This is a genomic window from Streptosporangium amethystogenes subsp. fukuiense (genome assembly GCF_042665875.1).
Classification (GTDB): Bacteria; Actinomycetota; Actinomycetes; order Streptosporangiales; family Streptosporangiaceae; genus Streptosporangium; species Streptosporangium fukuiense.
In genome coordinates this window covers 9,548,934-9,572,007 of the sequence record NZ_JBHTEE010000001.1, presented here as the reverse complement: position 1 = coordinate 9,572,007, position 23,074 = coordinate 9,548,934, and the positions used below count along the sequence as shown (strand labels likewise).

24 protein-coding genes and 1 pseudogene are annotated in these 23,074 nt (G+C 68.1%); 11 read left to right on the top strand and 14 right to left on the bottom strand.

Features of this window, described 5'->3' with window-relative positions; all coding sequences use genetic code 11:
• Positions 1–2: 2 nt before the first annotated feature.
• Both ACFQVD_RS42420 and ACFQVD_RS42415 read right to left on the bottom strand, forming a co-directional pair.
• Positions 3–3,077 (bottom strand): DUF6493 family protein, encoded by a 3,075-nt coding sequence (locus tag ACFQVD_RS42420; protein WP_343975202.1) that lies wholly within the window; start codon positions 3,075–3,077, stop codon positions 3–5.
• A 230-nt stretch (positions 3,078–3,307) separates the two neighbouring features.
• Positions 3,308–3,625, bottom strand: coding sequence for a hypothetical protein (locus ACFQVD_RS42415; protein WP_343975199.1), 318 nt, complete (start codon positions 3,623–3,625; stop codon positions 3,308–3,310).
• Positions 3,626–3,902: 277 nt separating this feature from the next.
• Here ACFQVD_RS42415 and ACFQVD_RS42410 point away from each other — a divergent pair, with 277 nt between their 5' ends.
• Positions 3,903–5,339: an ATP-binding protein gene (locus tag ACFQVD_RS42410; RefSeq protein ID WP_343975196.1), complete on the top strand. Its 1,437-nt coding sequence runs from the start codon at positions 3,903–3,905 to the stop codon at positions 5,337–5,339.
• 60 nt (positions 5,340–5,399) lie between these two features.
• The gene (locus tag ACFQVD_RS42405; RefSeq protein ID WP_343975193.1) at positions 5,400–5,783 is read left to right on the top strand and encodes a DUF427 domain-containing protein; all 384 of its coding nucleotides are present in this window, start codon (positions 5,400–5,402) and stop codon (positions 5,781–5,783) included.
• An 88-nt stretch (positions 5,784–5,871) separates the two neighbouring features.
• Here the strand turns inward: ACFQVD_RS42405 and ACFQVD_RS42400 are convergent, their stop codons facing one another.
• A complete protein-coding gene (locus ACFQVD_RS42400; RefSeq protein ID WP_343975190.1) occupies positions 5,872–6,327 on the bottom strand; it encodes an NUDIX domain-containing protein in 456 nt (151 codons plus the stop codon).
• A gap of 221 nt (positions 6,328–6,548) precedes the next feature.
• Between ACFQVD_RS42400 and ACFQVD_RS42395 the strand changes: the two genes are divergently transcribed.
• The gene (locus ACFQVD_RS42395) at positions 6,549–6,986 is read left to right on the top strand and encodes a Fur family transcriptional regulator (RefSeq protein WP_030911883.1); all 438 of its coding nucleotides are present in this window, start codon (positions 6,549–6,551) and stop codon (positions 6,984–6,986) included.
• 32 nt (positions 6,987–7,018) lie between these two features.
• The gene (gene katG, locus ACFQVD_RS42390) at positions 7,019–9,250 is read left to right on the top strand and encodes a catalase/peroxidase HPI (RefSeq protein WP_343975185.1); all 2,232 of its coding nucleotides are present in this window, start codon (positions 7,019–7,021) and stop codon (positions 9,248–9,250) included.
• Between the two features lie 133 nt (positions 9,251–9,383).
• Here the strand turns inward: katG and ACFQVD_RS42385 are convergent, their stop codons facing one another.
• Positions 9,384–10,736, bottom strand: a complete 1,353-nt coding sequence (locus ACFQVD_RS42385) for a glycosyl hydrolase family 28-related protein (RefSeq protein ID WP_343975182.1) — start codon at positions 10,734–10,736, stop codon at positions 9,384–9,386.
• Between the two features lie 312 nt (positions 10,737–11,048).
• Between ACFQVD_RS42385 and ACFQVD_RS42380 the strand changes: the two genes are divergently transcribed.
• A complete protein-coding gene (locus ACFQVD_RS42380; RefSeq protein WP_343975179.1) occupies positions 11,049–11,576 on the top strand; it encodes a GNAT family N-acetyltransferase in 528 nt (175 codons plus the stop codon).
• 139 nt (positions 11,577–11,715) lie between these two features.
• Here ACFQVD_RS42380 and ACFQVD_RS42375 read toward each other — a convergent pair whose 3' ends face one another.
• The 3 genes from ACFQVD_RS42375 to ACFQVD_RS42365 form a co-directional block, all read right to left on the bottom strand.
• The gene (locus tag ACFQVD_RS42375; protein WP_343975175.1) at positions 11,716–12,654 is read right to left on the bottom strand and encodes a MerR family transcriptional regulator; all 939 of its coding nucleotides are present in this window, start codon (positions 12,652–12,654) and stop codon (positions 11,716–11,718) included.
• 160 nt (positions 12,655–12,814) lie between these two features.
• A complete protein-coding gene (locus ACFQVD_RS42370; protein ID WP_343975221.1) occupies positions 12,815–13,105 on the bottom strand; it encodes a MerR family transcriptional regulator in 291 nt (96 codons plus the stop codon).
• A 959-nt stretch (positions 13,106–14,064) separates the two neighbouring features.
• Positions 14,065–14,517: an NUDIX domain-containing protein gene (locus tag ACFQVD_RS42365; RefSeq protein ID WP_343975172.1), complete on the bottom strand. Its 453-nt coding sequence runs from the start codon at positions 14,515–14,517 to the stop codon at positions 14,065–14,067.
• A gap of 367 nt (positions 14,518–14,884) precedes the next feature.
• On the opposite strand from ACFQVD_RS42365, the gene ACFQVD_RS42360 reads away from it, so the two are divergent.
• The 4 genes and pseudogenes from ACFQVD_RS42360 to ACFQVD_RS42345 all read left to right on the top strand — a co-directional run bounded on the left by ACFQVD_RS42360 (position 14,885) and on the right by ACFQVD_RS42345 (position 18,589).
• Complete coding sequence (locus tag ACFQVD_RS42360) at positions 14,885–15,139, top strand: IS1096 element passenger TnpR family protein (protein ID WP_343975169.1); 255 nt, start codon at positions 14,885–14,887, stop codon at positions 15,137–15,139.
• A gap of 235 nt (positions 15,140–15,374) precedes the next feature.
• On the top strand, positions 15,375–16,757 hold the full coding sequence (locus ACFQVD_RS42355; protein ID WP_343975166.1) for a hypothetical protein: 1,383 nt from the start codon (positions 15,375–15,377) through the stop codon (positions 16,755–16,757).
• A 256-nt stretch (positions 16,758–17,013) separates the two neighbouring features.
• Positions 17,014–18,197: pseudogene (locus tag ACFQVD_RS42350) on the top strand (ISL3 family transposase); the annotation flags it as partial.
• 38 nt (positions 18,198–18,235) lie between these two features.
• The gene (locus ACFQVD_RS42345; RefSeq protein ID WP_343975218.1) at positions 18,236–18,589 is read left to right on the top strand and encodes a helix-turn-helix domain-containing protein; all 354 of its coding nucleotides are present in this window, start codon (positions 18,236–18,238) and stop codon (positions 18,587–18,589) included.
• A 106-nt stretch (positions 18,590–18,695) separates the two neighbouring features.
• Here the strand turns inward: ACFQVD_RS42345 and ACFQVD_RS42340 are convergent, their stop codons facing one another.
• The 5 genes from ACFQVD_RS42340 to ACFQVD_RS42320 form a co-directional block, all read right to left on the bottom strand.
• Positions 18,696–18,932, bottom strand: a complete 237-nt coding sequence (locus ACFQVD_RS42340; RefSeq protein WP_343975163.1) for a helix-turn-helix domain-containing protein — start codon at positions 18,930–18,932, stop codon at positions 18,696–18,698.
• A gap of 1 nt (position 18,933) precedes the next feature.
• On the bottom strand, positions 18,934–19,506 hold the full coding sequence (locus tag ACFQVD_RS42335) for a DUF2975 domain-containing protein (RefSeq protein ID WP_343975160.1): 573 nt from the start codon (positions 19,504–19,506) through the stop codon (positions 18,934–18,936).
• A gap of 372 nt (positions 19,507–19,878) precedes the next feature.
• Positions 19,879–20,085, bottom strand: coding sequence for a DUF397 domain-containing protein (locus ACFQVD_RS42330; protein ID WP_343975157.1), 207 nt, complete (start codon positions 20,083–20,085; stop codon positions 19,879–19,881).
• A gap of 35 nt (positions 20,086–20,120) precedes the next feature.
• Positions 20,121–20,327, bottom strand: a complete 207-nt coding sequence (locus ACFQVD_RS42325) for a DUF397 domain-containing protein (protein WP_343975155.1) — start codon at positions 20,325–20,327, stop codon at positions 20,121–20,123.
• Positions 20,318–21,145 carry a helix-turn-helix domain-containing protein gene (locus tag ACFQVD_RS42320; protein ID WP_343975151.1) on the bottom strand — a complete coding sequence of 276 codons (828 nt, stop codon included), beginning with the start codon at positions 21,143–21,145 and terminating at the stop codon, positions 20,318–20,320. The genes ACFQVD_RS42325 and ACFQVD_RS42320 overlap by 10 nt, the downstream gene beginning before the upstream one ends.
• Positions 21,146–21,437: 292 nt before the next feature.
• On the opposite strand from ACFQVD_RS42320, the gene ACFQVD_RS42315 reads away from it, so the two are divergent.
• Complete coding sequence (locus ACFQVD_RS42315; protein ID WP_343975148.1) at positions 21,438–21,728, top strand: hypothetical protein; 291 nt, start codon at positions 21,438–21,440, stop codon at positions 21,726–21,728.
• A gap of 101 nt (positions 21,729–21,829) precedes the next feature.
• Positions 21,830–22,243: an ATP-binding protein gene (locus tag ACFQVD_RS42310; RefSeq protein ID WP_343975145.1), complete on the top strand. Its 414-nt coding sequence runs from the start codon at positions 21,830–21,832 to the stop codon at positions 22,241–22,243.
• A gap of 31 nt (positions 22,244–22,274) precedes the next feature.
• On the opposite strand, the gene ACFQVD_RS42305 is transcribed toward ACFQVD_RS42310, so the two are convergent.
• Entirely contained in the window at positions 22,275–22,697 is a 423-nt protein-coding gene (locus ACFQVD_RS42305) for a type II toxin-antitoxin system VapC family toxin (RefSeq protein ID WP_343975142.1), read from the bottom strand.
• Positions 22,697–22,948, bottom strand: a complete 252-nt coding sequence (locus ACFQVD_RS42300) for a type II toxin-antitoxin system Phd/YefM family antitoxin (RefSeq protein WP_343975139.1) — start codon at positions 22,946–22,948, stop codon at positions 22,697–22,699. Before ACFQVD_RS42300 ends, ACFQVD_RS42305 begins: the two co-directional genes overlap by 1 nt.
• Between the last annotated feature and the right edge of the window lie 126 nt (positions 22,949–23,074).

Genomic DNA, 23,074 nt, shown 5'->3' with positions numbered 1-23,074 from the left:
TGTCACTGCGCGGAGAGCAGGTCGCGCAGGGCGCGGCACTCGCGGATGACCTGGGTGGAACCCTTGCGCCCGGCGACCGCCGTGACCTCGGGGATCTCGCCGGTCGCCTTCGCCCGCCGGGCCACCCGCCGGGCGAAGGCCAGGAAACCGACCAGTTCCTTGGAGGGCCGCCCGCCCGAGACGGCCAGCAGACCGGGCAGGGCGGCGGCGATCATGGCCCACGCCTCGCGGTGGGTGCCCACGCAGACCGCGTCCTCCATGATCGTCCGGAACCTGAAGATCGAGAGCCAGGCCCGGCGTATCCGCTCCCCGAACTCCGTGCCCATCCGGGTGGCGGGCAGGTCACCGGTGGCCAGGAGGTACTGCACGGCCCGGCGCCGGTACACCGACATGCTCAGGGCGAGCCGTTCCACCAGCAGCAGGGCGGTCGCCTGCCCGACCGGTCCCCGCGCGCACGCGAGGTCGGTGAGCCGCGGCCCGTCGACGAGGCCACCGGTCCAGTCGCTGCGGAACCTGAGCGGGACCATGTGCGCGGCGATCACCTCGCGGTGGGACGGCATGACCCCCGGCCACCAGCCGATCAACCTGCCGTGATGGCCGCGTCCCTCCTCCAGGAACCGGGGCGGCGAGACCAGGAGTCCGGCGATCAGCGACGCCGCGGCACGGACCGTCCGCTCACCGGCCGACGTTCCCGCCTCCTCGTCCGCGCGGTCGCTCGGGGTGATGTCACTCGGCGCGCTGTCGGTCATCGTGCTGCCGGTCACCGTGCTGTCGCTCGGCGTGATGGAGGCCACCGCCAGGGTCTGCCATGCTTCAAGAGCCCCCTGCGGCTCGCGCTCGTCGAGCCAGTGCCCGGCCGGATCCTCCTCGAGCCCCCAGTCCGGCTTCGCACTGGGAGAGCAGAACCGGCGGACGGTCACCACCGGATCGGGCAACCCGTTCCCCGCCAGCCAGCGGGCGGCCTCGCGCCCGGCCGCCGAGGTCAGCGCGGCGGCCCGCGTCACCGCGACGGGATCGGCCTCCCTGGGCAGCCGGAGCAGCGCCTGCGCCAGATCGGCCGGAAGCGGTTCCACACCCGTCCGCTCCAGTTCCTCGATCCTGGCGACCAGCTCCACCGGGTCGAGGTGGCCGGTGGAGAGGGTGGGCGTGGCCAGCAGCAGCGGCGGCAGGACGCCCTCCTTGAGAGCGTCGAGGATCTCCGCGTGGCGGCGCAGCACGAGCCACTCCGGCGCGCAGACCTCATCCCGGCCGGGAAGCCTCGCCCACAGTGACTCCGACAGTGACTCTGACAGTGACTCCGACGGCGACTCCGGCCGCAGGTCGGTGGGGAGGCCGAGCCCGGCCCCGGGCTCCGGGAGCTCCGCGCCGGGATCGACGAACTCCGCCACGATCGCGGCGCCCCAGCACTCGGGACTCGTCCAGTCGCCTTGCGTCGGCGGCCTCTCGGAACGTGCCGCCAGCGCGTCCCGGAGCCCAGTGGGATCTCCGGCGGCGAGGCGGACGAACCCTCCGAGGAATCCCTCGGCCTCGGCCCAGTCCTTCTTCCCGAACAGGGCGGCCACCTGCCGGGGCGTCCGCGGCACCGGGAACACCGTGGCGGGCGGCGGTTCGGGGATCTCGGCGGGGACGAAGGGCTCCTCCGGCTCCGGCTCGGGCTCGGGTTCCTCCTGGAGATCTCCGCCGAAGACCGCGACCAACCTGTTGGACAGGCCGGCCGGAAGCTGCCCGGAGGCGTCCCGTACGGTCTCGGCACCGAGCGGGCCGAAGGCCGCCGCGTGCCCGACCAGCAGGCGCACGGCCCGCTCCTGGACGGCGGGCGCCTCGTGGCCGAGCGCCAACGCCAGAGCCGGCGACAGTTCGTCGGCCCGTTCCGGCTCCCGCTGGAGGAGCCGGTCCAGCCAGGCCAGCCCGGCCTTGACCAGCCCGCTCTCCGCGCGGAACAGCAGGCCGGACAGGGCCTCGCTCACGTCGTCGGGGTCGAGGCCGGCCGCGTTGTCCCCGGAGAGGGAGTCCAGGTGACGCAGGTGCCTGAACGACAGTTCGGCCACCGGCCCCGGCGCCGTCGGCAGCAGCCGCAGGTAGTCACCGGCGCGGGAGGCCACCTCGGCGGGAGACGGTTCGAGCAGCTCGTGCAGGCGGGCGAAGAACCGCAGGTCGGTCGCGCCGCCCCCGCGCAGGAACCGGCCCACGCAGCCCTTCAGCAACGCCTCCCGGCTCACCCTTCCCTCGGCGGCCAGGGTGCGCAGCGCGCCCAGCCACGACTCGGCCGCGAGCGGGTCGGCCCGCTCCTCGCGCAGCGCGCGGCCCACCCCCTGCGCCTGGAAGAGCCTGGGCAGCAGCACGTCGAGCAGCGGGTCCTCGCGCAGCCGCTCCGCGGTCGGCGGTGTGCCGACCCAGGCGAGCACGAGCGGGTCGTGCTCGGGCGGCGTGGCGCCGGTGCGGCCCAGCAGCGCCAGGGTGAGCGGCAGGTTCCGGTCGTGGGGATCGCCCTCCCAGCCTCCGCGCCGGACACGCACCCGGAGCGCGAGCCGTACGGCGAGATCGGCCTGCCACTCGGCAGGGCGGGTGGCGACCGCCTGGAGCACCGGCTCGACGAGGTCGGCGGAGCGATGGCGGCGTTCGAAGTCGCGCCGGTTGAGCCAGGCGACCACGGCCGCCGCACCGGGGAGCGTGCCCGCCCCCGCGACCCGCATCGGGTCGATCCAGGCATCGCCATCGAACGGGGGCGGAAACGCTCTGTAGTACTCCCGATTGTTCTTGGGCCCCTCCCAGGTGCCCTCCATGTCGCCGCCCCAGCCGAGGGTCTCCGCCCACCGCCGGTGGATCTCATGCTCGGGCACCCCGCGTTCGCGGGCGAACCGCTTGTACGCCTCCCCCCGGGCCAGGCGGATCCGGTCGTACTCCTCCCCGCGCTCACTCAGCCGCCGTTCCACCTCCCTGCGGGCCTCCTGGATGTGACCCGGTAGTTCCCGGGCCACCTCCCTCCGCCCGGCGTCGTCGAGGTCGGCGACCCTGGCCGCGACCTTGAAGGCATCACCGGTGCCGATGAGGTCGCGGACTTCTTCCCACACGGTCATGACGGCATCTCCCGAGAACCGGTCCGGATCGCCCGGACGCAAACGTGCGGCGCCTTCGCCATGAGGGACACTAGGCAGCGGCCCGGACAGTAACGGGCCGTTGGAGCCCCGGCGAGCAGAAGATCAACCGCTGGGCGGACACCGTCTCCCCCCGGAGGCGGACACGCCCTGGGCGGAGGGGGTACCCCGGTCACCCGTCGCCCGCCTCCCGGAAGTCGATCACGCCGGGCCTACGGTTCGAACAGCACCAGAGGATGCCGCCGGGCCAGCTCCAGCACCACGCGGCACACCTCTCCGGAGCGTGGGAAGACCGCGTCCATCAGCACGAACTCCTCCCCCACGACCAGCGGTGCGGACCACGGCGAGACCGCGTAGTTCTCGGCGGTCAGGTCCGGGAAGAGCGAGGTCAGCTCCTCGTAGAAGGCCGCCGTCTCCGGGCGCGGCTCACCGGGCACGGCGTCGCTCCGGCTCCAGACGAGATACCTGCGAAGCGCCTCCTGCGCGGTGATCGGTTCGGCCCCGAGCCAGACTCCGAGTTCAAAACTCACGCCACATCCTCGCACGCGCCCCGACTGCCCGGCCGTCGGATCCTGTGCGCCCGGCTCCCACGCACCCGACTCCTGTGCGCCCGGCTCCTATGCGCCCGGCGGATGCTCGGCGGGGCCGAAGCCGACCGTCAGGCCGCTGATGCTCGGGGGGTCGTGCTCCGCGGCGATCCAGGCCCTCACCTGGGGCTCTCGTTCCGCTTCTCGTCTTCCGTGCCCAGGCGACGGCATTAATATAGGCTCAGCCTAAGTAAGATTGTTTATTACTAAGGTTGGATCGATGAAGTTTACCGGCAGGGCCTTCGACCTCGATCAACTCGACGCGCAGTTGCGGCTCGCGACAGAGGGCAGGGGAGGGACGCGAGGCCGGGCAGTGATCATCACTGGCCGCAGGCGAGTGGGCAAGTCCCGCCTGGTGCAGGAGTTCTGTGATCGTTCCGGCCTGCCGTACGTCGTCTTCCAGGCGACGAGAGGCCGCAGTCCGGTCGCGGAGCGTAATGACTTCGCCGAGACCGTCGCCTGCTCGGGACTCGCAGGCGCCGAGTTCCTCCAGGGCGCCGCACCGCAGGACTGGAACCACACCCTCAGGTCACTGGCGCTGGCCGCGGGTGATGAGACCCCGTGCATCGTGGTTCTTGACGAGGTTCCGTGGCTGATCGAGCAGGACGGGGAGTTCGAGGGTGCCCTGCAGACGGCCTGGGACAGGTATCTCTCAGCCCGGCCGATCCTGTTGATCCTCGTCGGAAGCGACCTGTCGGTGATGGAATCCCTGCAGGAGTACGGCCGCCCCTTCTTCGGCCGGGCCGCTCACATGACGCTGAGGCCTCTTGCTCTTCAGGACGTCGCCGACATGACGGGGTTGCCCGCCGCCGACGCCGTGGACGCGCTGCTCGTCACCGGAGGCTTCCCCGAGGTGGTCCGTTCGTGGGAGCACGGCATGTCCAGGATCGACTTCCTGCGCGACAGCCTTGCCAACCCGCTTTCACCTCTTCTCGCCTCCGGCGAGTTGTCCCTGCTCGGAGAATTTCCGTCGGCGACCTACGCCCGGACCGTGCTGGAGGCCATCGGAACCGGAGAACGCACCTTCAGCACGATCGCCGCCAATGTGGGAGGAGCGACACCGTTGCCGTCCGGCACCCTGGCACCGATCCTCACGAACCTGATCGCCAAGCGCGTGGTGGCGACCGACCTCCCGCTCTCCGACCGGCCCGACACCAAGAACAAGCGGTACCGGGTGGCCGACCACTATCTCCGGTTCTGGCTGGCGTTCCTGCAGCGGGCCATCGCCGACAGTGAAAGAGGCCGACCGGATCTGGCGTTGCGACGGATCGAACGTTCCTGGACGACCTGGCGAGGTCGCGCGGTGGAGCCACTCGTACGTGACTGCCTGGCCAGAATGCTTCCGGATGACGCGTGGCCGGACACCGAGGCCGTGGGCGGGTGGTGGAATCGGCAGAACAATCCCGAAATCGATCTCGTGGGCGCGGACCGGGAACCTGTCGCGAGCAGGGTCCACTTCGTCGGATCGATCAAATGGCTCGACGCCCGGCCGTTCGACCGCCACGACTACGACGCGCTGGTCCAGGATTCGGCGGCCGTTCCCGGGGTGACCACGGAGACACCGAAAGTGGCGGTGTCCAGGTCGGGGTACGAACCGGGACTTCCGCTGGCCGCGGCCTGGACACCGGAAGATCTGCTGGCGGCGTGGCAGCGCTAGGCCCGTTTCCCGCATGCGCCGTATCGCTGTAGGTACCTTTGGAAGAAAGGAGTTCGCGCCATGACCGACAAGCCCGTCCTGCAGCCCGGCCCCGATCATCCGATCACGATCGAGGCGAACCCGGCCCGGATCGTCGTCTCGCTGGGCGGCCGGGTGGTCGCCGACTCGCGGCGGGCGTTGACGCTGCGGGAGGCGTCGTACCCGCCGGTTCAGTACATCCCGATCGCCGACGTCGACCGCTCGCTGCTGGAACGGACCGGCACCGCCACCTACTGCCCGTACAAGGGTGACGCGGGCTACTACACCGTCGCGGTGGACGGGAAGCGGTCGGTGGACGCGGTCTGGTTCTACGAGTCGCCGCACCCGGCCGTCGCCGACATCAAGGACCATGTCGCCTTCTATCCCGACCGGGTCGACTCCATCGCCGAGGAGACGGCCACCTGAGAGCCGGGGACACCCGTCCCGACGCGAGTCGACCGAGAGCACGACCCGCCGGATTCCATCGTGGTCGGCGTCGTCCACGGCACGGAGGCTAGAGACGCCCGCGGTGGATGAGAAGGCGGTGCGACTCCTGCATCTCCTCCGGCAGCTCGTCCGGCGCGAACCATCTCGCCTCCAGGATCTCGAAGTCGTCGATCTCGAGCGTGCCACCGACGAACTCGGCCTCGTACGCCACCTCCAGGCGCAGCTTGTAGCCGCTCTTCAGCCGGACGAGCTCTCCGACGCGGACCTTCAGCCCGGTCTCCTCCCGCACCTCGCGGCAGACCGTGTCCTCGAAGGTCTCCGAGCTGTTCGCACAGCCGGTCGGCAGCCCCCACTGCCTGCCGACCGGCCAGAAGCGGTGCTTCAGCAGGAGCACGTTGCCGTCCGCGTCGCGTACCACCCCGGTCACACCGACCGTGAACTTGGCGTGCCGGAGCCAGAGGATGCGCCACTGGAGCGAGCCGTTGACGAGCCTCCAGAGCCGGACGATCAGCTTCTTCACCATGGGTCCATCCGCGGTTCGGCACCTGTTCGAAGATCGGACGCTACCGGGGAAAGGCGGCAGGGCACCTTGGTTTCGGCTTTTGACGCCTCTCGGCGGCGGGACGCACCGCGTCCGGCGCGTCCCTGCCGCGATGATCGTGATCACCCCGGGGCCGTACGGCGCTAGACTTGGATTGTTCGTTCTCTTGTATCATTCGTGTTTATGACGGTAGGTTTGGCGCCATGACCGCACCCAGGACTCCGAACACCGCCGAGGAACTGCGCGGGGCAGGCCTGCGGGTGACGGCCGCCCGCGTCGCACTGCTCGAGACCGTCCGGGACGGTGATCACCTCGGCGTCGAGGCGATCGCCTCCGGGGTGCGCGATCGCGTGGGCCACATCTCCCTTCAAGCTGTGTACGAAGCCCTGCACGCGCTCACCGCGGCGGGACTCGTACGCCGCATCGAACCGGGCGACAGCCCAGCCCTGTTCGAGGGACGCGTCGGAGACAACCATCACCACGTCGTGTGCCGATCGTGCGGTGCCGTCGCCGACGTCGACTGCGCGGCCGGAGAGGCTCCCTGTCTGACCGCGTCCAACGACCACGGCTTCTCGATCGACGAGGCCGAGGTCATCTACTGGGGCCTGTGCCCCGACTGTTCCACCGCCCGTAGTTCCTGAGCACAGTGATCTTCTTACTTCAGAAGGATTCCATGTCTGAGAACCATGACGCAATCGTCGTAGACGCGAAGACGGAGGGCGAAGGTGGCTGCCCGGTCGCGCACCAGCGCGCCCCGCACCCGACCCAGGGTGGCGGAAACCACCAGTGGTGGCCGGAGCGGCTCAACCTGAAGATCCTCGCCAAGAACCCCGCCGTCTCCAACCCGCTCGGCGAGGAGTTCGACTACGCCGAGGCGTTCGAGAGCCTCGACCTCGCGGCCGTGAAACAGGACATCGCGGAGGTGCTGACCACCTCGCAGGACTGGTGGCCGGCCGACTACGGCAACTACGGCCCGTTCATGATCCGGATGGCGTGGCACAGCGCGGGCACCTATCGGATCAGCGACGGCCGCGGCGGCGCCGGGGCCGGCCAGCAGCGCTTCGCGCCGCTCAACAGCTGGCCGGACAACGTGAACCTCGACAAGGCCCGCCGTCTGCTGTGGCCGGTCAAGAAGAAGTACGGCCAGAAGATCTCCTGGGCCGACCTCATGATCCTGGCCGGCAACGTCGCCCTGGAGACGATGGGCTTCAAGACCTTCGGCTTCGCCGGCGGCCGTGCGGACGTCTGGGAGTCCGACGAGGACGTCTACTGGGGTCCCGAGTCCACCTGGCTCGACGACCAGCGCTACACCGGCGACCGGGAGCTGGAGAACCCCCTCGGCGCGGTCCAGATGGGCCTGATCTACGTCAACCCGGAGGGCCCGAACGGCAACCCGGACCCGCTGGCCTCGGCCCGCGACATCCGTGAGACGTTCCGCCGGATGGCGATGAACGACGAGGAGACGGTCGCCCTGATCGCGGGCGGTCACACCTTCGGCAAGACCCACGGCGCGGGCCCGGCGGACCACGTCGGCGTCGACCCCGAGGCCGCCCCCATCGAGCAGCAGGGTCTCGGCTGGAAGAGCACCTACGGCACCGGCAAGGGCGCGGACACGATCGGTAGCGGTCTGGAGGTCACCTGGACCTCGACGCCGACGAAGTGGACCAACAACTTCTTCTGGAACCTGTTCGGCTACGACTGGGAGCTGACCAAGAGCCCGGCCGGCGCGCACCAGTGGCGGCCGAAGCACGGCGCCGGTCAGGACTCGGTGCCCGACGCCCACGACCCGTCGAAGCGTCACGCGCCGGCCATGCTGACCAGCGACCTCGCGCTCCGGTTCGACCCGATCTACGGCCCGATCTCGCGGCGTTTCTACGAGAACCCCGACGAGTTCGCGGACGCCTTCGCCCGCGCGTGGTTCAAGCTGACCCACCGCGACATGGGCCCGGTCGTGCGCTACCTCGGCCCGGAGGTCCCGACCGAGACGCTGCTGTGGCAGGACCCCCTCCCCGAGGTGACCTACGAGCTCGTCGACGCCGCGGACATCGCCTCCCTCAAGGAGCGGATCCTCGCCTCGGGCCTGTCGGTGTCCGATCTCGTGTCCACCGCGTGGGCGTCGGCCTCGACCTTCCGCGGCGGCGACAAGCGCGGCGGCGCCAACGGCGCGCGTATCCGCCTTGAGCCGCAGAGCGGCTGGGAGGTCAACGACCCCGACAGGCTCGCGACGGTGCTGAGCACCCTGGAGGGGATCGCCGAGGCGTTCAACACCGCCCAGACCGGTGGCAAGCAGATCTCACTCGCCGACCTGATCGTGCTCGCCGGCGGTGCGGCCGTCGAGCGGGCCGCCAAGGACGCCGGTGTCGACGTCGAGGTCCCGTTCAGGCCGGGCCGGGTGGACGCGTCGCAGGAGCAGACCGACGTGGAGTCGTTCGCCGCGCTTGAGCCGACCGTTGACGGGTTCCGCAACTACCTCGGGAAGGGCAACCGGCTGCCGGCCGAGTTCCTGCTGGTCGACCGGGCGAACCTGCTGACCCTGAGCGCCCCCGAGATGACGGTCCTCGTCGGTGGCCTCCGTGCCCTGGACGCGAACCACCAGCGGTCGCCGCTCGGTGTCCTCACCGCGACCCCCGGGGTGCTGACCAACGACTTCTTCGTCAACCTGCTCGACATGGGCACGGCGTGGAAGGCGACCTCCGAGGACGCGAACGTCTTCGAGGGGCGCGACACCGCCACCGGCGAGGTCAAGTGGACCGGCACCCGCGTCGACCTCGTCTTCGGGTCGAACTCCGAGCTGCGTGCGCTCGCGGAGGTCTACGCGAGCGATGACGCGAAGGAGAAGTTCGTGAAGGACTTCGTCGCGGCGTGGGACAAGGTGATGAACCTGGACCGGTTCGACCTCGTCTGATCATGTGACGTCCAGGTCGGCCCGCGCGGGCCGACCTGGACGTCCTCCGCTACGTCGGTCCGGAAGAGCGATGACGTCCCCGTTCTATGGCGCTCGCCGCGAACGGGACGGGACGTGGCGGGATGCGGGTGGGTCAGCCGGCGACGTCGGCGGTGGCCCAGGAGTCACGGAAGGCGTAACGGGCCGGGGCGCTCGCGTAGCGCAGGAAGGCCGAGCTGGAGGTGGTGCCCACGGCGGTGTTCGTGTGGTAGAAACGGCAACCCTCGTAGATCATCTTTCCGTTCGTCACGGCGGAGCCCGCGGCGTCCACCAGGTGGTACCCGGCCAGCGTGCAGTCCTGGTAACGGGCGATCGGCAGCCGGTTGGAGGTGGCGGCGTACCGGTGCAGGTTGAAGCCGGCGGCCGACGAGTACTGGAGGGCGGCCATGTCGGAGCAGGAGGTGAAGAGGACCGAGCCGTTGTTCCAGTTACAGTCGATGATCTTGTGGTTGGCGCTCTTGGGCTCGAAGCGCACCCCGCTGACGCTCAGCCGGGTCGCGCCGATCTCCCCGTTGGCGAGCGGCATGTAGAAGTACCGGGCGGGGTTGGAGCCGACCATCGACCAGGAGCCGCCGATCACGTTGATGGAACCGCCCCGGTCGAAGCGGAAGAAGTCACCCCCTGCGAGCGCGAAGTTGCAGGACAGCATGAAGTAGTTGAGGAACTGGTTCTGCTGGTTGCGGCTGGACGGGCTGGAGATCCCGCAGTGCAGGAAGGCGTCGGTGTAGACGGAGGCGGTGTCGGTCGAGCACAGGATGAAGTGGTGCTCGCTGTTGTTGTTGGCCTCGTGGTCGCCGTCGATGCCGATGACCCGGTCCCAGGCGCCCTTCCATTCGATGTTCTGGTAGACGAAGTACTGGTTCTGGCCGTTGCCGTACTCGGGGTACTGAGAGGTGTCGTCGATGGTGTCGACCGACCAGTAGTACGCGAAGCGGTTGTTGGGGTTGGTGGACTGGAACGCCATGTCCTGGAAGTAGGCGTACCGCAACCGGACGGCGGCCGTGATCAGGTTGTTCTCGCGGGGGTCGCTGTTGGCGGTGAAGTCGGTGGCGAAGTTGATGGTGGTCACCCGCGGGCCGGCGCCGCGGAAGCGCAGACCGAAGATCTGGTCGGCTCTTCCGCCGGTGGGCGACCACATCAGGGTGTCCTTCTTGGTCACCTTGTACGTGCCCGGCGGGAAGTAGATCTCCTTCTTCACCACGCCATTGGTCCGGCCGGCGATCGCTGCGGTGACCGCGGCCTTGATGGCGTCCGAGTCGTCGGTGACGCCGTCCCCCTTGGCGCCGTGATCCTTGACGTCCACGATGAACACCGACGGATCGGTGTTGGCCGCGGCCGGTTCGGCGACCCACAGCGACATCGCGCCCACGCCGGTGGCGGCCAGGCCTCCCACCAGCGCGCGGCGGCTGAACCTGCCGCCGTGCTCGTCTCTTTCGTTTTCGGACATGCTGACACCGCTCCTTGACTGAGGGGTTCAAGATCGCGACCAAAGCTAGACCCCGCCTATTCGATCGGCAACCCCCAATATGCATTTACGGGCAAACCGATTCCGGGTGCCGAATTGAGCGGGTTTAGGACAAACAGCTATACAAGCTGACAAATATCTGTAAGCAGGCGCTACATTCGTAGGTCTTGAGGTAGAGGGGTGCCGCGTCGTCGGTGGCAGCCGATCGGTGCCCGGGCTCGGGACGCCAGGGCGACGACACTCCCCGGACAAAACCGGTCGACTCTTCGAGCTTGATCGCTTTAGCGTGGCGGGATGTCCGAACTACGTACCGATCGCCTCCTGCTCCGCCACTGGCGGGACTCCGACCTGGACCCCTGGGCGGCGATGAACGCCGATCCCGAGGTCCGGGAGCACTTCCCGGACCTGCTGACACGTGAGCAGAGTGCCGCTTCGATCGCGCTCTTCCAGGCCGGACTCGAACAGCGGGGTCACGGGTGGTGGGCGGTGGAGGTCCTGGCGACCGGTGAGTTCATCGGCTTCACCGGCCTGGACCCGGCGGACGAGGGCATGCCGTTCACCGAGATGGAGATCGGCTGGCGGCTGACCCGCTCGGCGTGGGGCCACGGCTATGCCACCGAGGCCGCCCTGGCCTGCCTGGAGTTCGGTTTCAAGACCCTGGACCTACCGGAGGTCGTCGCCATCACGACCACCACCAACCTGCGCTCCCAGGCGGTGATGCGCCGGATCGGCATGACCCGCGACCCCGCCGCCGACTTCGACCACCCGAAGGTGCCCGACTGGCCGCTACGCCGGCACGTGCTGTACCGGATTCGCCGGTGACCAGTCCGTACGGCACCTCGTAGGCACCGTTCCGCTTCTCATCTTCCACGCCCAGGCGGTGACATCAACGCAGACTTCACCTAAGTAAGATCATCGAAGAGGCGACCGCCTGGTGCCCGGTTCTGGTCGAGTCGGGCCGCTACCCCGATATCCGGGCGCGCAAGGCCTGGATGAACCAGTCGAGTACTTCCGTCAGGCTTTCCGGGGCCGGCCAGCCGTTGATCACTGAGAGCAGCCGAAGGTACAGCTCCCGGCGAGGGTCGTTCGCGGTCTCCAGCCGGGCCAACAGCCGGCGCCGAAGGTCGACGTCGTCCACGCAGCCGAAGACCTGCGCGTACTGAGCCGTGACCGCCGCGACGACCGGATCGGCCTGGGGCGAGACCGGGTCGATGCCGGTTGCCAGGGCCGGGCCGACCTGGTCACGGACCATCGCGGTGGAGTCGCGGCGCAGGACCGCGGTGTCGCCCTGGGCACGCTCGGCCACATGGTGCTCGGCCATGCGCCGCACGCCGGCGCGAAAATCCGGGTCCTGGGACAGTTCGGCCAACTCCACCCACGCCTCGACCTGCTCGGCCTCGGGATCGTCGGGCAGCTCGGGGGTCATCGAACGCATGATCCCCGCGAATCCGGCGTTGGCCTCCAGGCCGCCGAAGGCGGTGTCGAGGAAATCGCCGATCAGACGTCGACGTTCGTCTTCGGAAAGCCTGGCCAGCTGGTGCATGAGATCCATCTCCTCAGGGGTGGACCCGCGCTTGGCCACCGCCGTCAGCACCGCGTGCCGCAGACGTAACACTCGGATCTGCGCCGCCAGTGCCTCGGCGTGCGCCGCGGCGACCTCGGGAAGCGAGATCTCCCGGTTCACGACCCTCCGGATCGTGGGAAGGTCCAGTCCCAGGGCGCGCAGCGTCCGCAGGAGATCCAAGCGTGCGACGGCGTCGAGGCCGTAGAGGCGGTGGCCGGCCGGGTTGCGGTCGGTCGGCGGCACGATCCCGCGGTCGGAGTAGAACCGAATGGCCTTGACCGTCAGCCCGGTCCGCCGGGCCAGCTCACCGATCGAGTAGAGCGTGTCACCGTTCATGCCCTCACCCTCGCGCCTCCCCCTACGGGAGACGCAACCCGTTCGATTCCCGACGGCCGACGGACAGGGCTGCCCTGTCTGTGCGAGGCAGGGCAGCCGTGAACTGTCGCGGTGACGACGCCGGGGCGACGAGGGCGATCAAGGGCGAGGTCACCGGCCCTCACGCCGAGCGGCGGTCCGCGCTGTCGGATCGTCGGTCGCGTACCTGCTGGAGCTCGGTGTTGATGCGCAGGGCTTCGGCGAGCTGGTCTTCCAAGATGATGATGCGGCAGGCGGCCTCCAGGGCGGTGCCCTGGTCGACCAGTTCTCGTGCGCGGGCGGCCAGGCGTAGCTGGTAGCGCGAGTAGCGGCGGTGACCACCCTCGGAGCGCTGCGGCTCGATCAGTCTGGCGGTGCCCAGGTTACGCAGGAACGCCGGGGTGACGCCGAGAATCTCGGCGGCGCGGCCCATGCTGTAGGCGGGGTAGTCCTCGTCGTCGAACCGGTGACCGGAGATGTCACCCGGCGTGGCGGGGAGCCCCTCGGCCCTTCCCGCGGTGTCGGCCTTGTCGGCCGTTTCAGCCTTGTCGGCGGTGTCGCGGAGCCGGGGCTCTGAGCGGACGGCCGACGCCATCAGTGTTCGATCCATACAGCCTTCCCATAATGCCAACAGGGGCCCCGGCGCCATGATGCGCCGGGGCCCGCGAGGTTCAACACCATCTACCGGCCCTGGGGCCGACCTGTTTCTTCCGCATTGGCCGCCCGATGGGGGCGGGGATGCGGGGATCGCGTATGCGTGACCGTAGACCACCTTCCAATCTGTGGGACTGCGGTACCCGTGCGGCGGAACATCAGCCGGCAACGGGCGATCCTGATGGCGTTCAACACTCCTTTCGCTATCTCTGCTTCCTTGACCTCATGCATCACTTGCCGCAGCTGCGCGTCCACGGTCGGGACCCTTCACCTGCGCTGGTCCCGGCACGTCCGACGTTGTTGCTTCTTCACTGCGTTGGCAGCGCGTCCACGGCCAGGACCCTTCAACCGCTTCGGTCCCGGCACGTCCGACCTTCTGCCCGTCAATCACTTGCCGCAGCTGCGCGTCCACGGCTGGAACCCTTCACCTGCGCTGGTCCCGGCACGTCCGACGTTGTTGCTTCTTCACTGCGTTGGCAGCGCGTCCACGGCCAGGACCCTTCAACTACTTCGGTCCCGGCACGTCCGACCTTCTGCCCGTCTTTCTGCGCCGTCTACTGCTATCCACACTCGTCCGGGCAGTTCGTCGTGATGCCTACGTCCTGCTCTGCCCTCGTGGATCCGTTCCTTGCGATGTCAGAAACTCTACCCCCACCCAACACTGATGTCTACTCCGGTCACTACAGATTTTCGGTTCCGAAGAAGTAAGGACTGAGCTTTCACGCCTCGGGGAGCAGGTCAGCGGCGGGGCGCGGCCCAGGCGTGGACGGCCTGGGCGGTCTCGTCGGTGAGGTCGGTGTCGGACAGCTCGTCGAGAGTGATCCACCGGTAGGACTCGTGCTCGTCGGACAGGACGATCGGACGCGCGTTTCCGGAAAGGGCGAGAGTGAACTGGCGGGCCTTGCGCCCCGAACCGGACACGTAGTCGAAGGCGGCGACGAAATCCCGGTCGAGGGCGAGCGGGCCGCTCCAGCCGATCTCCTCGGCCAGTTCCCTGGCCAGCGCCGACCGGAGGTCCTCGCCGTCGTCGACACCGCCGGAGGGCAACTCCTCGATGCCGGGCAGGAAGTCGTCACCGGAGGAACGGCGCAGGATCAACACCCGCTCGTCGCGATACACGACGGCGCCGACCACAAGCTTCTGAATTCCGTCACGGTCGGCGTCGTCGACGAGGTGCTGAAGATCGGCCATCTGGCGAGGTTAGCGCCCCTCACCGCGTCGGTGTGGGCCAGCCCCTCCTGGTCATCGCCAGCGGGGACGGCGATCCGCAGCGAGGTCGCAGCCAGACGGTCGCTGACGGGCAGATCGCCGCGGATCGGGCCACGGTGGTATGTCGTGACCGGAGAACGCGGGCTCTGGAAGGCGGGGTAGGTGTGCAGCGGCGGCATCGAGTCACACGTTTCGACATCGGTGCAACCTCGCTCCCGCAGGATCCGGAGCAGGTCCGCGCGACTGAATCCGGCGAGGTGCGGGTCGACGGTGAAGACGAAGGCATACAGCGTGCTGGTACGGTCCAGGCCGGTAGGGGTGAGGACCCGGATACCGGTATATCCGGCGAGTGCCTTTTCCAGGCGAATGGCGTGGCGTCGGCGGACGCGCCTGCCCGCCCGAAGACAGCGGCGGCCCCGAAGGGTTCGCCGACCTGCTGCGCGCGCTATGGCACAAGAAGGGCAGCAAGTACCGCCAGGCGCGTGACATTCTCGGCGCCAGCCGCTGGGACGGCGCCGCCTGGGATCGCCAAGAGGTCAACGACCAGCTCGCCGAGCAGCGGCCATGGTGGCCACCCGGCAAGCTGCCGACGCACCTGTCCTGATGTGGTCAGCGGCGGGCCGGTGACAGCCGCTGAATTGGAGCTAATACTGACAAAAGCGAACTGCGGGGCACGGAGCAAGGGCGAGCGGTGCCACCGCAAAGCTCTGAGATGAGAGCGGCGGCCGGGACTCGAGAAGGATAGGGGGAGGGGATCGGCAACCGGTTGAGCACCGCAGCCATGCGCAAACGCAGACCGCCGGTGTTCCGCTTGTGCTTGCCCCACGATGGAGGTTGCGATGAGTTCTGATCTCATACCCGATTCGCCCGTTCCAGGGTCCGGGTTCGTCTCGTCCCAGGGCGCCCCTTCCGCTCCATCTGCGGAGACGCTGACGTGGTCGGCCACGCAGCGCTACGGCGACCTCGAGATCGGCTTTGGTAACGCCATCCGAACCTGGCCAGTTCCCGACGGCAGCACCCACCCTTCGGGGATCTGGCGCCTGGGAACCATGCCCGGTAACAACCGCTGGGCCGCGGGCATGCACTTCGGGCCCGGCAGCCCCGGCGCACTGCCCGGGGCAATCAGCCTCCGGGATGTCTCCAGCGATCAGAGTCTGCTGCGCCGACCCGTCCGCTGGCAGTATCTGGGCCCGCTCCCCTCCGCAGGCGCGCTGTGGCGGCCGATCCCACCGGAGGGCTACGTAGCCCTGGGTGATATCGCCGTGCGCAACGACATGCCCCCGGAGCAGTATGCCGGGTACGCCGACACCGTCTGCGTCAAACGCGTCCACAACGGCCGCAGCTATGTACGCCCCGCCGAGTGCGGCCAGCAGCTGTTCGAGGCCGGCGGATGGCGACTGTGGTCGATCGTCACCCCGCACCATCCCGACGACGACCTGGAGGAGCGCCTGATCCTGCCTTTGGGCTGCTTCACCGCCGTGAACTCCTCCGGCCGCCCTGCCCCCACGCCGGTCACCTGGATCCTGGATCTGCCGGCGGTCATCGACCGGCGACCAGGCCCGGAGATTCCCGAGCTCACCTCGCACGCCCGGCCGCCGGCTCAGGCCCTCATCACCGACCGGACCGTGACCGTGCCCTATTTCATGGTCAAAGACGATGCCCGCGACGTCCAGTGGAAGGTCACGCACTCACCCTTCTACCGAATTCTGCGCAGGCGGCACTACGAGCTGGTCCTTTACCGCGACAACCGCAACGGCACTCTGCCGCAGCCAGAGCGCCAGGAGGTCACCACCGGCGTCACCAGAGAGGTCAGCGATGCCTTCTCCCGGTCGGTAGGCATCACCGTGGGAGTTCAGGTGGGCGTCGAAGTCAGCGCCGCGCCCCTCGGCGTGGGCGTCTCCACCACCGTGACCAACTCCGTGTCCACCTCCATCGAAACCGGCTACGAACGCCGCAACACCGTCTCCACCATGCGCGAGGAGACCAAAGATCGCGGCCTGAACATCCCTCCGCACAGCTCCGCCTGCCTGTGGATGGAACATCACACCCTCACCGCCATGCGAGGCAACGGCGACAGCCTGGGCCCCAGCGCCTCCCTCGGCTTCCTCACCGACTACTACGTCACCGGTGAATACCCCGGAAGGTCCGGCACCACCTACTTCGAGGAAACACTCGACGGCAACCGCGTCGAACGACCGGCCCGCCATCTGCCGCCCGAATAGCCGCACCACCATCTATGGCCCTTTCACGAGGGTCCCGACACGCCCCAGCTCTTCGCGAACAAGGAGGGGTCTGCCACGCGCCAGACCCCTCCTTCGCGGTCTGGCGCGCGGCGGACCGCGAGGAGCACCAACCTGCAGAGATCGGGTCTGTCAATTAAACGGCTCTGTCCCGTATTCGATGGTAGCGCTGCGTGATCACCTGTCAGCCTGAGGCGTGCTGGAGATCGACGATCTGATGGGTGTGGTGTTTTCGGGCCTGTCTGCCCTGGTCATCGAGGATGTAGAGGACGAGGACGATCACATTCGGATCATGGCCCATACTCGGGATGAGCCGATGCCGTGCCCAGTGTGCGGGGTGCTGACCGGCCGGGTGCATGGCTTCTGCGGCCGGACGGTCGCGGACGTCCCGGTCGACGGGCGGCGGGTGCTGGTCTCGGTGCGAGTAGTACGGCGGCTGGTCTGTCCGGCACGGAAATGCCCACGGCAGACGTTCCGTGAACAGGTGCCCGGGCTGCTGGAGCGCTATCAGCGCCGTACCAGCCGGCTGACCGGCCAGCTGGGCGCGGTGGTGAGAGAGCTAGCGGGCCGGGCGGGCGCTCGCCTCTCACAAGCGCTGGACGTCGCGGTGTCGAGGTCCACGGCGCTGCGGCCACTAACGCGGCTGCCGCTGCCACCGCTGCGGATCCCGAGGGTGCTCGGGGTCGATGATTTCGCCTTGAAACGCCGCCACCGGTACGCCACCATCCTCACCGACGCCGAGACCGGCGAGCGCATCGACGTTCTGCCCGGTCGCGGTGCCGACGCCCTTGAGGCGTGGCTACGTACCCACCCCGGAGTGGAGATCGTCTGCCGGGACGGTTCGGGTGCCTACGGCGAGGCGATACGAAGGGCGTTGCCAGATGCGGTGCAGGTTAGCGACAGGTGGCATGTGTGGAAGAACCTCTGTGACAAGACCCTCGCCGAGGTCCGCTCCCACAGCTACTGCTGGGCCACGGTCAACCCGGCTCGGCCTGCCGGTGTCCGGGAGCAGACCACCCGCGAACGCTGGCAGCAGATCCACGACCTGCTGCACAAGGGCGTCGGCCTGCTGGAATGCGCACGCCGTCTCAATCTGTCTTTGAACACCGTCAAGCGCTACGCCCGCACCCGTGAGCCCGAGGCGCTGCGCCGCGCTCCGCGCTACCGGCCCACCCTCGTTGATCCTTATCGCGATCACCTGCGGGAGCAGCGCGCCGCCTAGCCGACCTCCTCCAGCTGTTCCGTGAGATCAAGGAACTCGGTTACACGGGCAGCCTCAACCTGCTCTACCGCTACATCACCCAGGGCCGAGCCGAGAGGGACCGGCCCGTCATCACCCCACGCCGTCTCGCTCGGCTCCTGCTCACCCGCCCCGACAAGCTGCGGGAGGGCGACACCCGGCTACTGCGGGAACTCACGAGCGATGGCGCAGGAACTGGCAGGCCGGCGGGGCCGGTGCGCTGCGCTCGCACGGGCCGGCCTCCCTACCCCGGCTCGGCGAGCGGCAACTCGCCGAACTGGAACAGGAACCGACCAAGGGGCCGAGCGCGCACGGCCGACCCGGCCGGCGCTGGACCTTGGCACGCATCACGGCCGTGATCGGGCGGCGCTTCCACCTGCCCTACACCCTCCAAGGCGTGCGCAAGCTGCTGATCCGCAACGGCTACTCCTGCCAGGTACCGGCCCGGCGTGCGATCGAGCGCGATGCGGCGGCGGTGACCGGCTGGGTGAAGGAGACCTGGCCGAACGCGGAAGATACGCGGCGGCGCTCGGCGCCTGGATCGTCTTCGAAGACGAGACCGGCCTGTCGATGACGCCGTCCATCATGCGCACCTGGGCACGGCGCGGCCGCACCACGGTCATCACCGTACGAGGCCGCTCCCGACGCCGGATCTCGATCGCGGCCCTGGCCTGTTTCGGCTACTCGCGGCCGGGCCGACTCTCGTAGGTGAGGAGATCGCCGGGCTGACACCTAAGCTCGCGGCAGATCGCGCTCAGCGTGGAGAATCGGATCGCCTTGGCCTTGCCGTTCTTGAGGATCGACAGATTGACGATCGTCACGCCGACTCGATCCGCCAGCTCGGTGAGTGTCATCTCCTGCTCGGCGAGCAAGTGATCCAGGTGGACGCGGATGCGGTGCTCGGCATCGGGCGGCATGTCAGACGAGCCCTTCCGCGTCCTCGCGCAGGCGGGCGCCCCTTTTGAAGATCGACCCCAGTGCGATCACGAGGAGGGCAAACCCAATGGGGGCCGGAGTGAACGGCCAGTCAGTGTCGATCATCCCCCCGGCGGAGGTCCCGTCCACCATGATTACCGCCACCAGCGTCCTGAGCGGCTCGACGAGCAGGCCGTATCCGGCCACGCATCCGGACATGATGAAAATCCGGCGAGCGTTACGCGGCACGAATGGATCACCGGACCTGAGGGTCCGGGCGATCTGCCACAGCAGAAATGCGATGATGGCGGTCAGCAGCGCCGTCACCACCGATGGCATGTTCAGCAGCAGGATCTGCCACCGCGCCGGACGGTCAAGCGAGAGATAGGCGCTGTAGTCCAGGCCGATCCTCAACGGCCCTACCTGCTGAGGGTTGGTGAAAGGCCACTCCCGTAGCCGGGGTACCTCCATCACGGCGGGACCCGTGTGGGTCACTCCCGAGGCCATCCATCCGGCGCCGAGCAGGGCGATGACACCAATCGCGAAAGCCAGATAGATCAGGTTCTCAAAAATCACCCACCAGGTACGGATCGACCATGCTCGCAGTCTCACCCATCCCATAAACCGCCCCTTATCGTTTATCGTTAATAACGATAAACGATAAGGGGTGTTCAGTGAAGAGTTAATCTCTTGGCTTACCAGACTGGTGGCGGCCGGCCGAGTCGGGGAGCGCCGGATAGGCGAGAAGATGTCAACGGCCAAGTGCGTGCGAGTCTGCCCACTCTCCGCGCAACGCGGTTTCTCAGACTTCATATCCCGGCTCATCCCGGCAGCGTTACTGGACGCACAAAACCCCCGACCGGTTGACCGATCGGGGGTTGCGATAGCGAAAAGGACAAAGTCCCATTCGCCATTAAGGGATAACCGAAAACTGGTTAATCCCGTCAATCAGCTCAGGAGGTCGAAGTCTCCCGCCTTGATGCCGTGGACGAAGGACCGCCATCCGGCGGGGGTGAGGAGCAGGTTGGGGCCGTGCGGGTCCTTGCTGTCGCGGACCGCGACGGCACCGGGCAGGTTGGCGGCGACCTCGACGCACTGGCCGCCGTTGTCTCCGGAGAGTGACGACTTCCGCCACACGGCGGTACTCAGATCCATCCCTGTCTCCTTCCTGTTTACGGCCTTCGAGAGAGTCAGACCAGGCGGTCGAACTTCCCCGACTTGATACCGCCGACGAAGGATCGCCACTCACCGGGAGTGAAGAGCAGGTTGGGACCGTCGGGGTCCTTGCTGTCGCGAACCGCGACAGCACCGGGCAGGTTCGAGGCGACTTCGACGCACTGACCACCATCGTCTGCGGAGAGCGATGACTTCCGCCATACCGCGACACTCAGGTCCATTCCTGCCTCGCTTCCTCGATCATTTTGAGGGACATGTGGTCAGGATAAGCCCATCCACGTATCGCTTCATAGCGATTCCATATCGGGGTTACGACGCTGGGATCAGCCGAAACCTGTCCTTCCACTGCAGAGCCTGCATGAATCGCATCCGGCTGGTTGTCCGGAAGTTCCGCGATCATGAAAGGGCCCACCATTCCGGAGAGGCAGAGCCGATCGACGAGTTGGACGGAGACGGAGGGACGCTGGGCGATCTCTAGCAAGTAGGTGAGCTGTTCCCACATTACCTCCGGACCGCCGACATTACGGCGCAGCACACTTTCGTCGATGAGGGTAAGAAAAAGTGGGGGATTGTCCCCTTCGAGGATTTTCTTACGCCACATGCGCGCCTTAACCCGCTCCTCTATCTCCTCCGGGGTGATCCGAGGGGCATGCTTGAAGATCGCTCGGGCGTACGCCTCGGTCTGCAGGAGGCCGGGGACGAGCAGCGGATCCCACGAGCGCATGACGAGGGCGAACGGCTCGACCTCCTGTGCCCAGCTCATGAACCAGACCGGGCCGCCATAGCGGGCAACGATGTGTTCGCGCAGGTCCACGAAGTACGTGCTGCCATTGGTGCCGAAGAGGGCGTCGAGGCGCTCGGCGTCGGACTTGGACGGGGTGCGGGTGGCGCTCTCCAGGCGGCTTATCTGGGTCTGGGTGCAGCCGAGGCGTCTGCCCACGGCGCTCTGGGAGAGCTGGGCGGCCTCGCGCAGGCGGCGCATCTCGGCGCCGAAGCGCGCGCGGGGGGAGCCCGGGTCCGGGGGGATCTCGTCGCTCATCGCATTCCTCCTGAAATAGAGAAAAACGGATTTTTTGTTATAGCGGCGATTCCAGGCCCTGGTATGGGGAAACCCTCACCCGACATTCCAGAGCATCCACCGGGGTGCCAATCCAGCCATGAATCCACCTGCCACGCGGGCAATCTAATCACACGTCTTATCGGTTCGACAGGACGAAAAAGAAAGCATCCTCATACCTTTAAATCAGGGGCGAGAACGAGTGATGAACGATCAGAACGGTGACCTTTCGCGCCTCGGTCGTGTTCGCCGGGGGCATCCGGAGGACAGGAGCGTGACGGCGGTCGAGCGGCGTGCGCGATTCGTTCATCTGACCCGGCTCAGCTGGGATCTGCACGGCCTCGGGGTGTGCACCTCGCTGGTCCTTCCGGTGGCCGGGCAGCCGATTCTGGAGATCCGGACGGCGACGGGCACGGCGCTGGTCAGGATCACGGTCGTCCGGCGCTACTGCGGCTGGGCGTTCGTCTGGCGGCCCTGGTGGGCGCGGCTCTGGCAGCGCGGCGAATGGGTCTGGGCGGAGGCCGACAACGCGGCCGACATGATCATGTCGGCGGTGACCGCATGAGACCCGAGCGGGAGACGACGGGGGAAGAGGACGACCGCCCCGGACATCGCGGTGACGGAACTTCAACGATGCCACGGGAGGAAGCCGGGCATCATGCCCCGATGTCGTGGGCGGACGGGCCGTACAGCGCGTGGCGGCAGGTCTTTCCCGGCCGGGTGGCATCCGTGCCGGAGGTGCGGGCCTGGGCGCGGGACCTGCTGGCCGGACGCGTCGCGGTCCCGCTCCTTGACGACGTGCTGCTCCTGCTGAGCGAGCTGGCCGCCAACGCGGTGGCCCACTCCGACTCCGGGCGTACCGCGGACGGGCGCCTGACCGTCTACCTGGCCCGTACCACCACGATGGTCCACGTGCAGGTCACCGACGACGGCTCCGTCACGAGCGCGCCCGCCGTACGCGTACCGGAGGCCGACGACGACGGCGGGCGGGGGCTGTGGCTGGTCGACCTGCTCGCCGCCGAGTGGGGCTCCCACTGCGACGGAGCGAGCAGATCGGTCTGGTTCCAGGTGGCGGGGTAGTCTCCGCCACCGGCGCCCAGGGCGGCAGGACTCAGATCAGCACGTCGAACGGGTTGACGACGGACACTCCCGTGCCGGCGAAGTCCTTGATGTTCCGGCTGACCAGGGTCCAGCCGTTCACCCGGGCCGTCGCGGCGATCAGGCCGTCCGTCGTGGGGAGTGGGCGGATGGCGTTCAGGCGGCCCCACTCCTCGGCGGCCTCCACGGTGACGGGGACGATGCGATCACCGAACTGCCGCTGAAGGCCGTGCAGCCAGCGTTCCAGCACCGTCGCCTGGCCGGGGTCCCGGCGTCTGCGAAGCTCGACTCCGCAGCGGATCTCTCCGACCGTCAGGCTGCTGATGTAGAGGGTGGGTCCGTGCGCCGCGGCGATCCAGCCCTTGACCTGAGGGCTGCCGTTCCGCTTGCGTGCTTCGGAGACCACGTTCGTGTCGAGCAGATAGCCGATGCCCATCAGTCGAAATCGACTTCCCGGGGAAGGTCCCGGTTCCGCGGGAACTCCACGTCGTCGTCCCAGTCGGGGTCGGCGAGCAGGAACCGTCCGAAGTCCGGAGCGTCACCTTTGAGGCGGCGGTATTCGGCGATGTCGATGACGACGGCCACCTCCTCGCCGTGCCGGGTGACCACCTGGGGCCCTTCGCTCACCGCACGCCGAACGACCTCACTGAAGCGCTGTTTCGCCTCCTGGACCTGCCATCCGCTCATCGGCGTCCCCCTGTCTAGTCTGTCTAGATTCAGAGTAGCCTCAGCAGGAGACGATGTGGTGGTCTTGGCAGCCGTCCTGTCTTGTGAGGTCTCAGCCGAAGTGGCGAGTTCTCAAGTGATCTGGCG

Coding starts and splice junctions, on each gene's coding strand:
- ACFQVD_RS42400 (WP_343975190.1), bottom strand. CDS start 6,327: ATGGTGAAGAAGCTGATCGTCCGGCTCTGGAGGCTCGTCAACGGCTCG.
- ACFQVD_RS42330 (WP_343975157.1), bottom strand. CDS start 20,085: ATGGATCTGAGTACCGCCGTGTGGCGGAAGTCGTCACTCTCCGGAGAC.
- ACFQVD_RS42395 (WP_030911883.1), top strand. CDS start 6,549: ATGACCGCACCCAGGACTCCGAACACCGCCGAGGAACTGCGCGGGGCA.
- ACFQVD_RS42305 (WP_343975142.1), bottom strand. CDS start 22,697: ATGGGCATCGGCTATCTGCTCGACACGAACGTGGTCTCCGAAGCACGC.
- ACFQVD_RS42370 (WP_343975221.1), bottom strand. CDS start 13,105: ATGGGCCGCGCCGCCGAGATTCTCGGCGTCACCCCGGCGTTCCTGCGT.
- ACFQVD_RS42320 (WP_343975151.1), bottom strand. CDS start 21,145: ATGAGCGACGAGATCCCCCCGGACCCGGGCTCCCCCCGCGCGCGCTTC.
- ACFQVD_RS42380 (WP_343975179.1), top strand. CDS start 11,049: ATGTCCGAACTACGTACCGATCGCCTCCTGCTCCGCCACTGGCGGGAC.
- ACFQVD_RS42300 (WP_343975139.1), bottom strand. CDS start 22,948: ATGAGCGGATGGCAGGTCCAGGAGGCGAAACAGCGCTTCAGTGAGGTC.
- ACFQVD_RS42405 (WP_343975193.1), top strand. CDS start 5,400: ATGACCGACAAGCCCGTCCTGCAGCCCGGCCCCGATCATCCGATCACG.
- katG (WP_343975185.1), top strand. CDS start 7,019: ATGTCTGAGAACCATGACGCAATCGTCGTAGACGCGAAGACGGAGGGC.
- ACFQVD_RS42340 (WP_343975163.1), bottom strand. CDS start 18,932: ATGCCGCCCGATGCCGAGCACCGCATCCGCGTCCACCTGGATCACTTG.
- ACFQVD_RS42365 (WP_343975172.1), bottom strand. CDS start 14,517: ATGGCCGATCTTCAGCACCTCGTCGACGACGCCGACCGTGACGGAATT.
- ACFQVD_RS42310 (WP_343975145.1), top strand. CDS start 21,830: ATGTCGTGGGCGGACGGGCCGTACAGCGCGTGGCGGCAGGTCTTTCCC.
- ACFQVD_RS42375 (WP_343975175.1), bottom strand. CDS start 12,654: ATGAACGGTGACACGCTCTACTCGATCGGTGAGCTGGCCCGGCGGACC.
- ACFQVD_RS42410 (WP_343975196.1), top strand. CDS start 3,903: ATGAAGTTTACCGGCAGGGCCTTCGACCTCGATCAACTCGACGCGCAG.
- ACFQVD_RS42385 (WP_343975182.1), bottom strand. CDS start 10,736: ATGTCCGAAAACGAAAGAGACGAGCACGGCGGCAGGTTCAGCCGCCGC.
- ACFQVD_RS42420 (WP_343975202.1), bottom strand. CDS start 3,077: ATGACCGTGTGGGAAGAAGTCCGCGACCTCATCGGCACCGGTGATGCC.
- ACFQVD_RS42355 (WP_343975166.1), top strand. CDS start 15,375: ATGAGTTCTGATCTCATACCCGATTCGCCCGTTCCAGGGTCCGGGTTC.
- ACFQVD_RS42325 (WP_343975155.1), bottom strand. CDS start 20,327: ATGGACCTGAGTGTCGCGGTATGGCGGAAGTCATCGCTCTCCGCAGAC.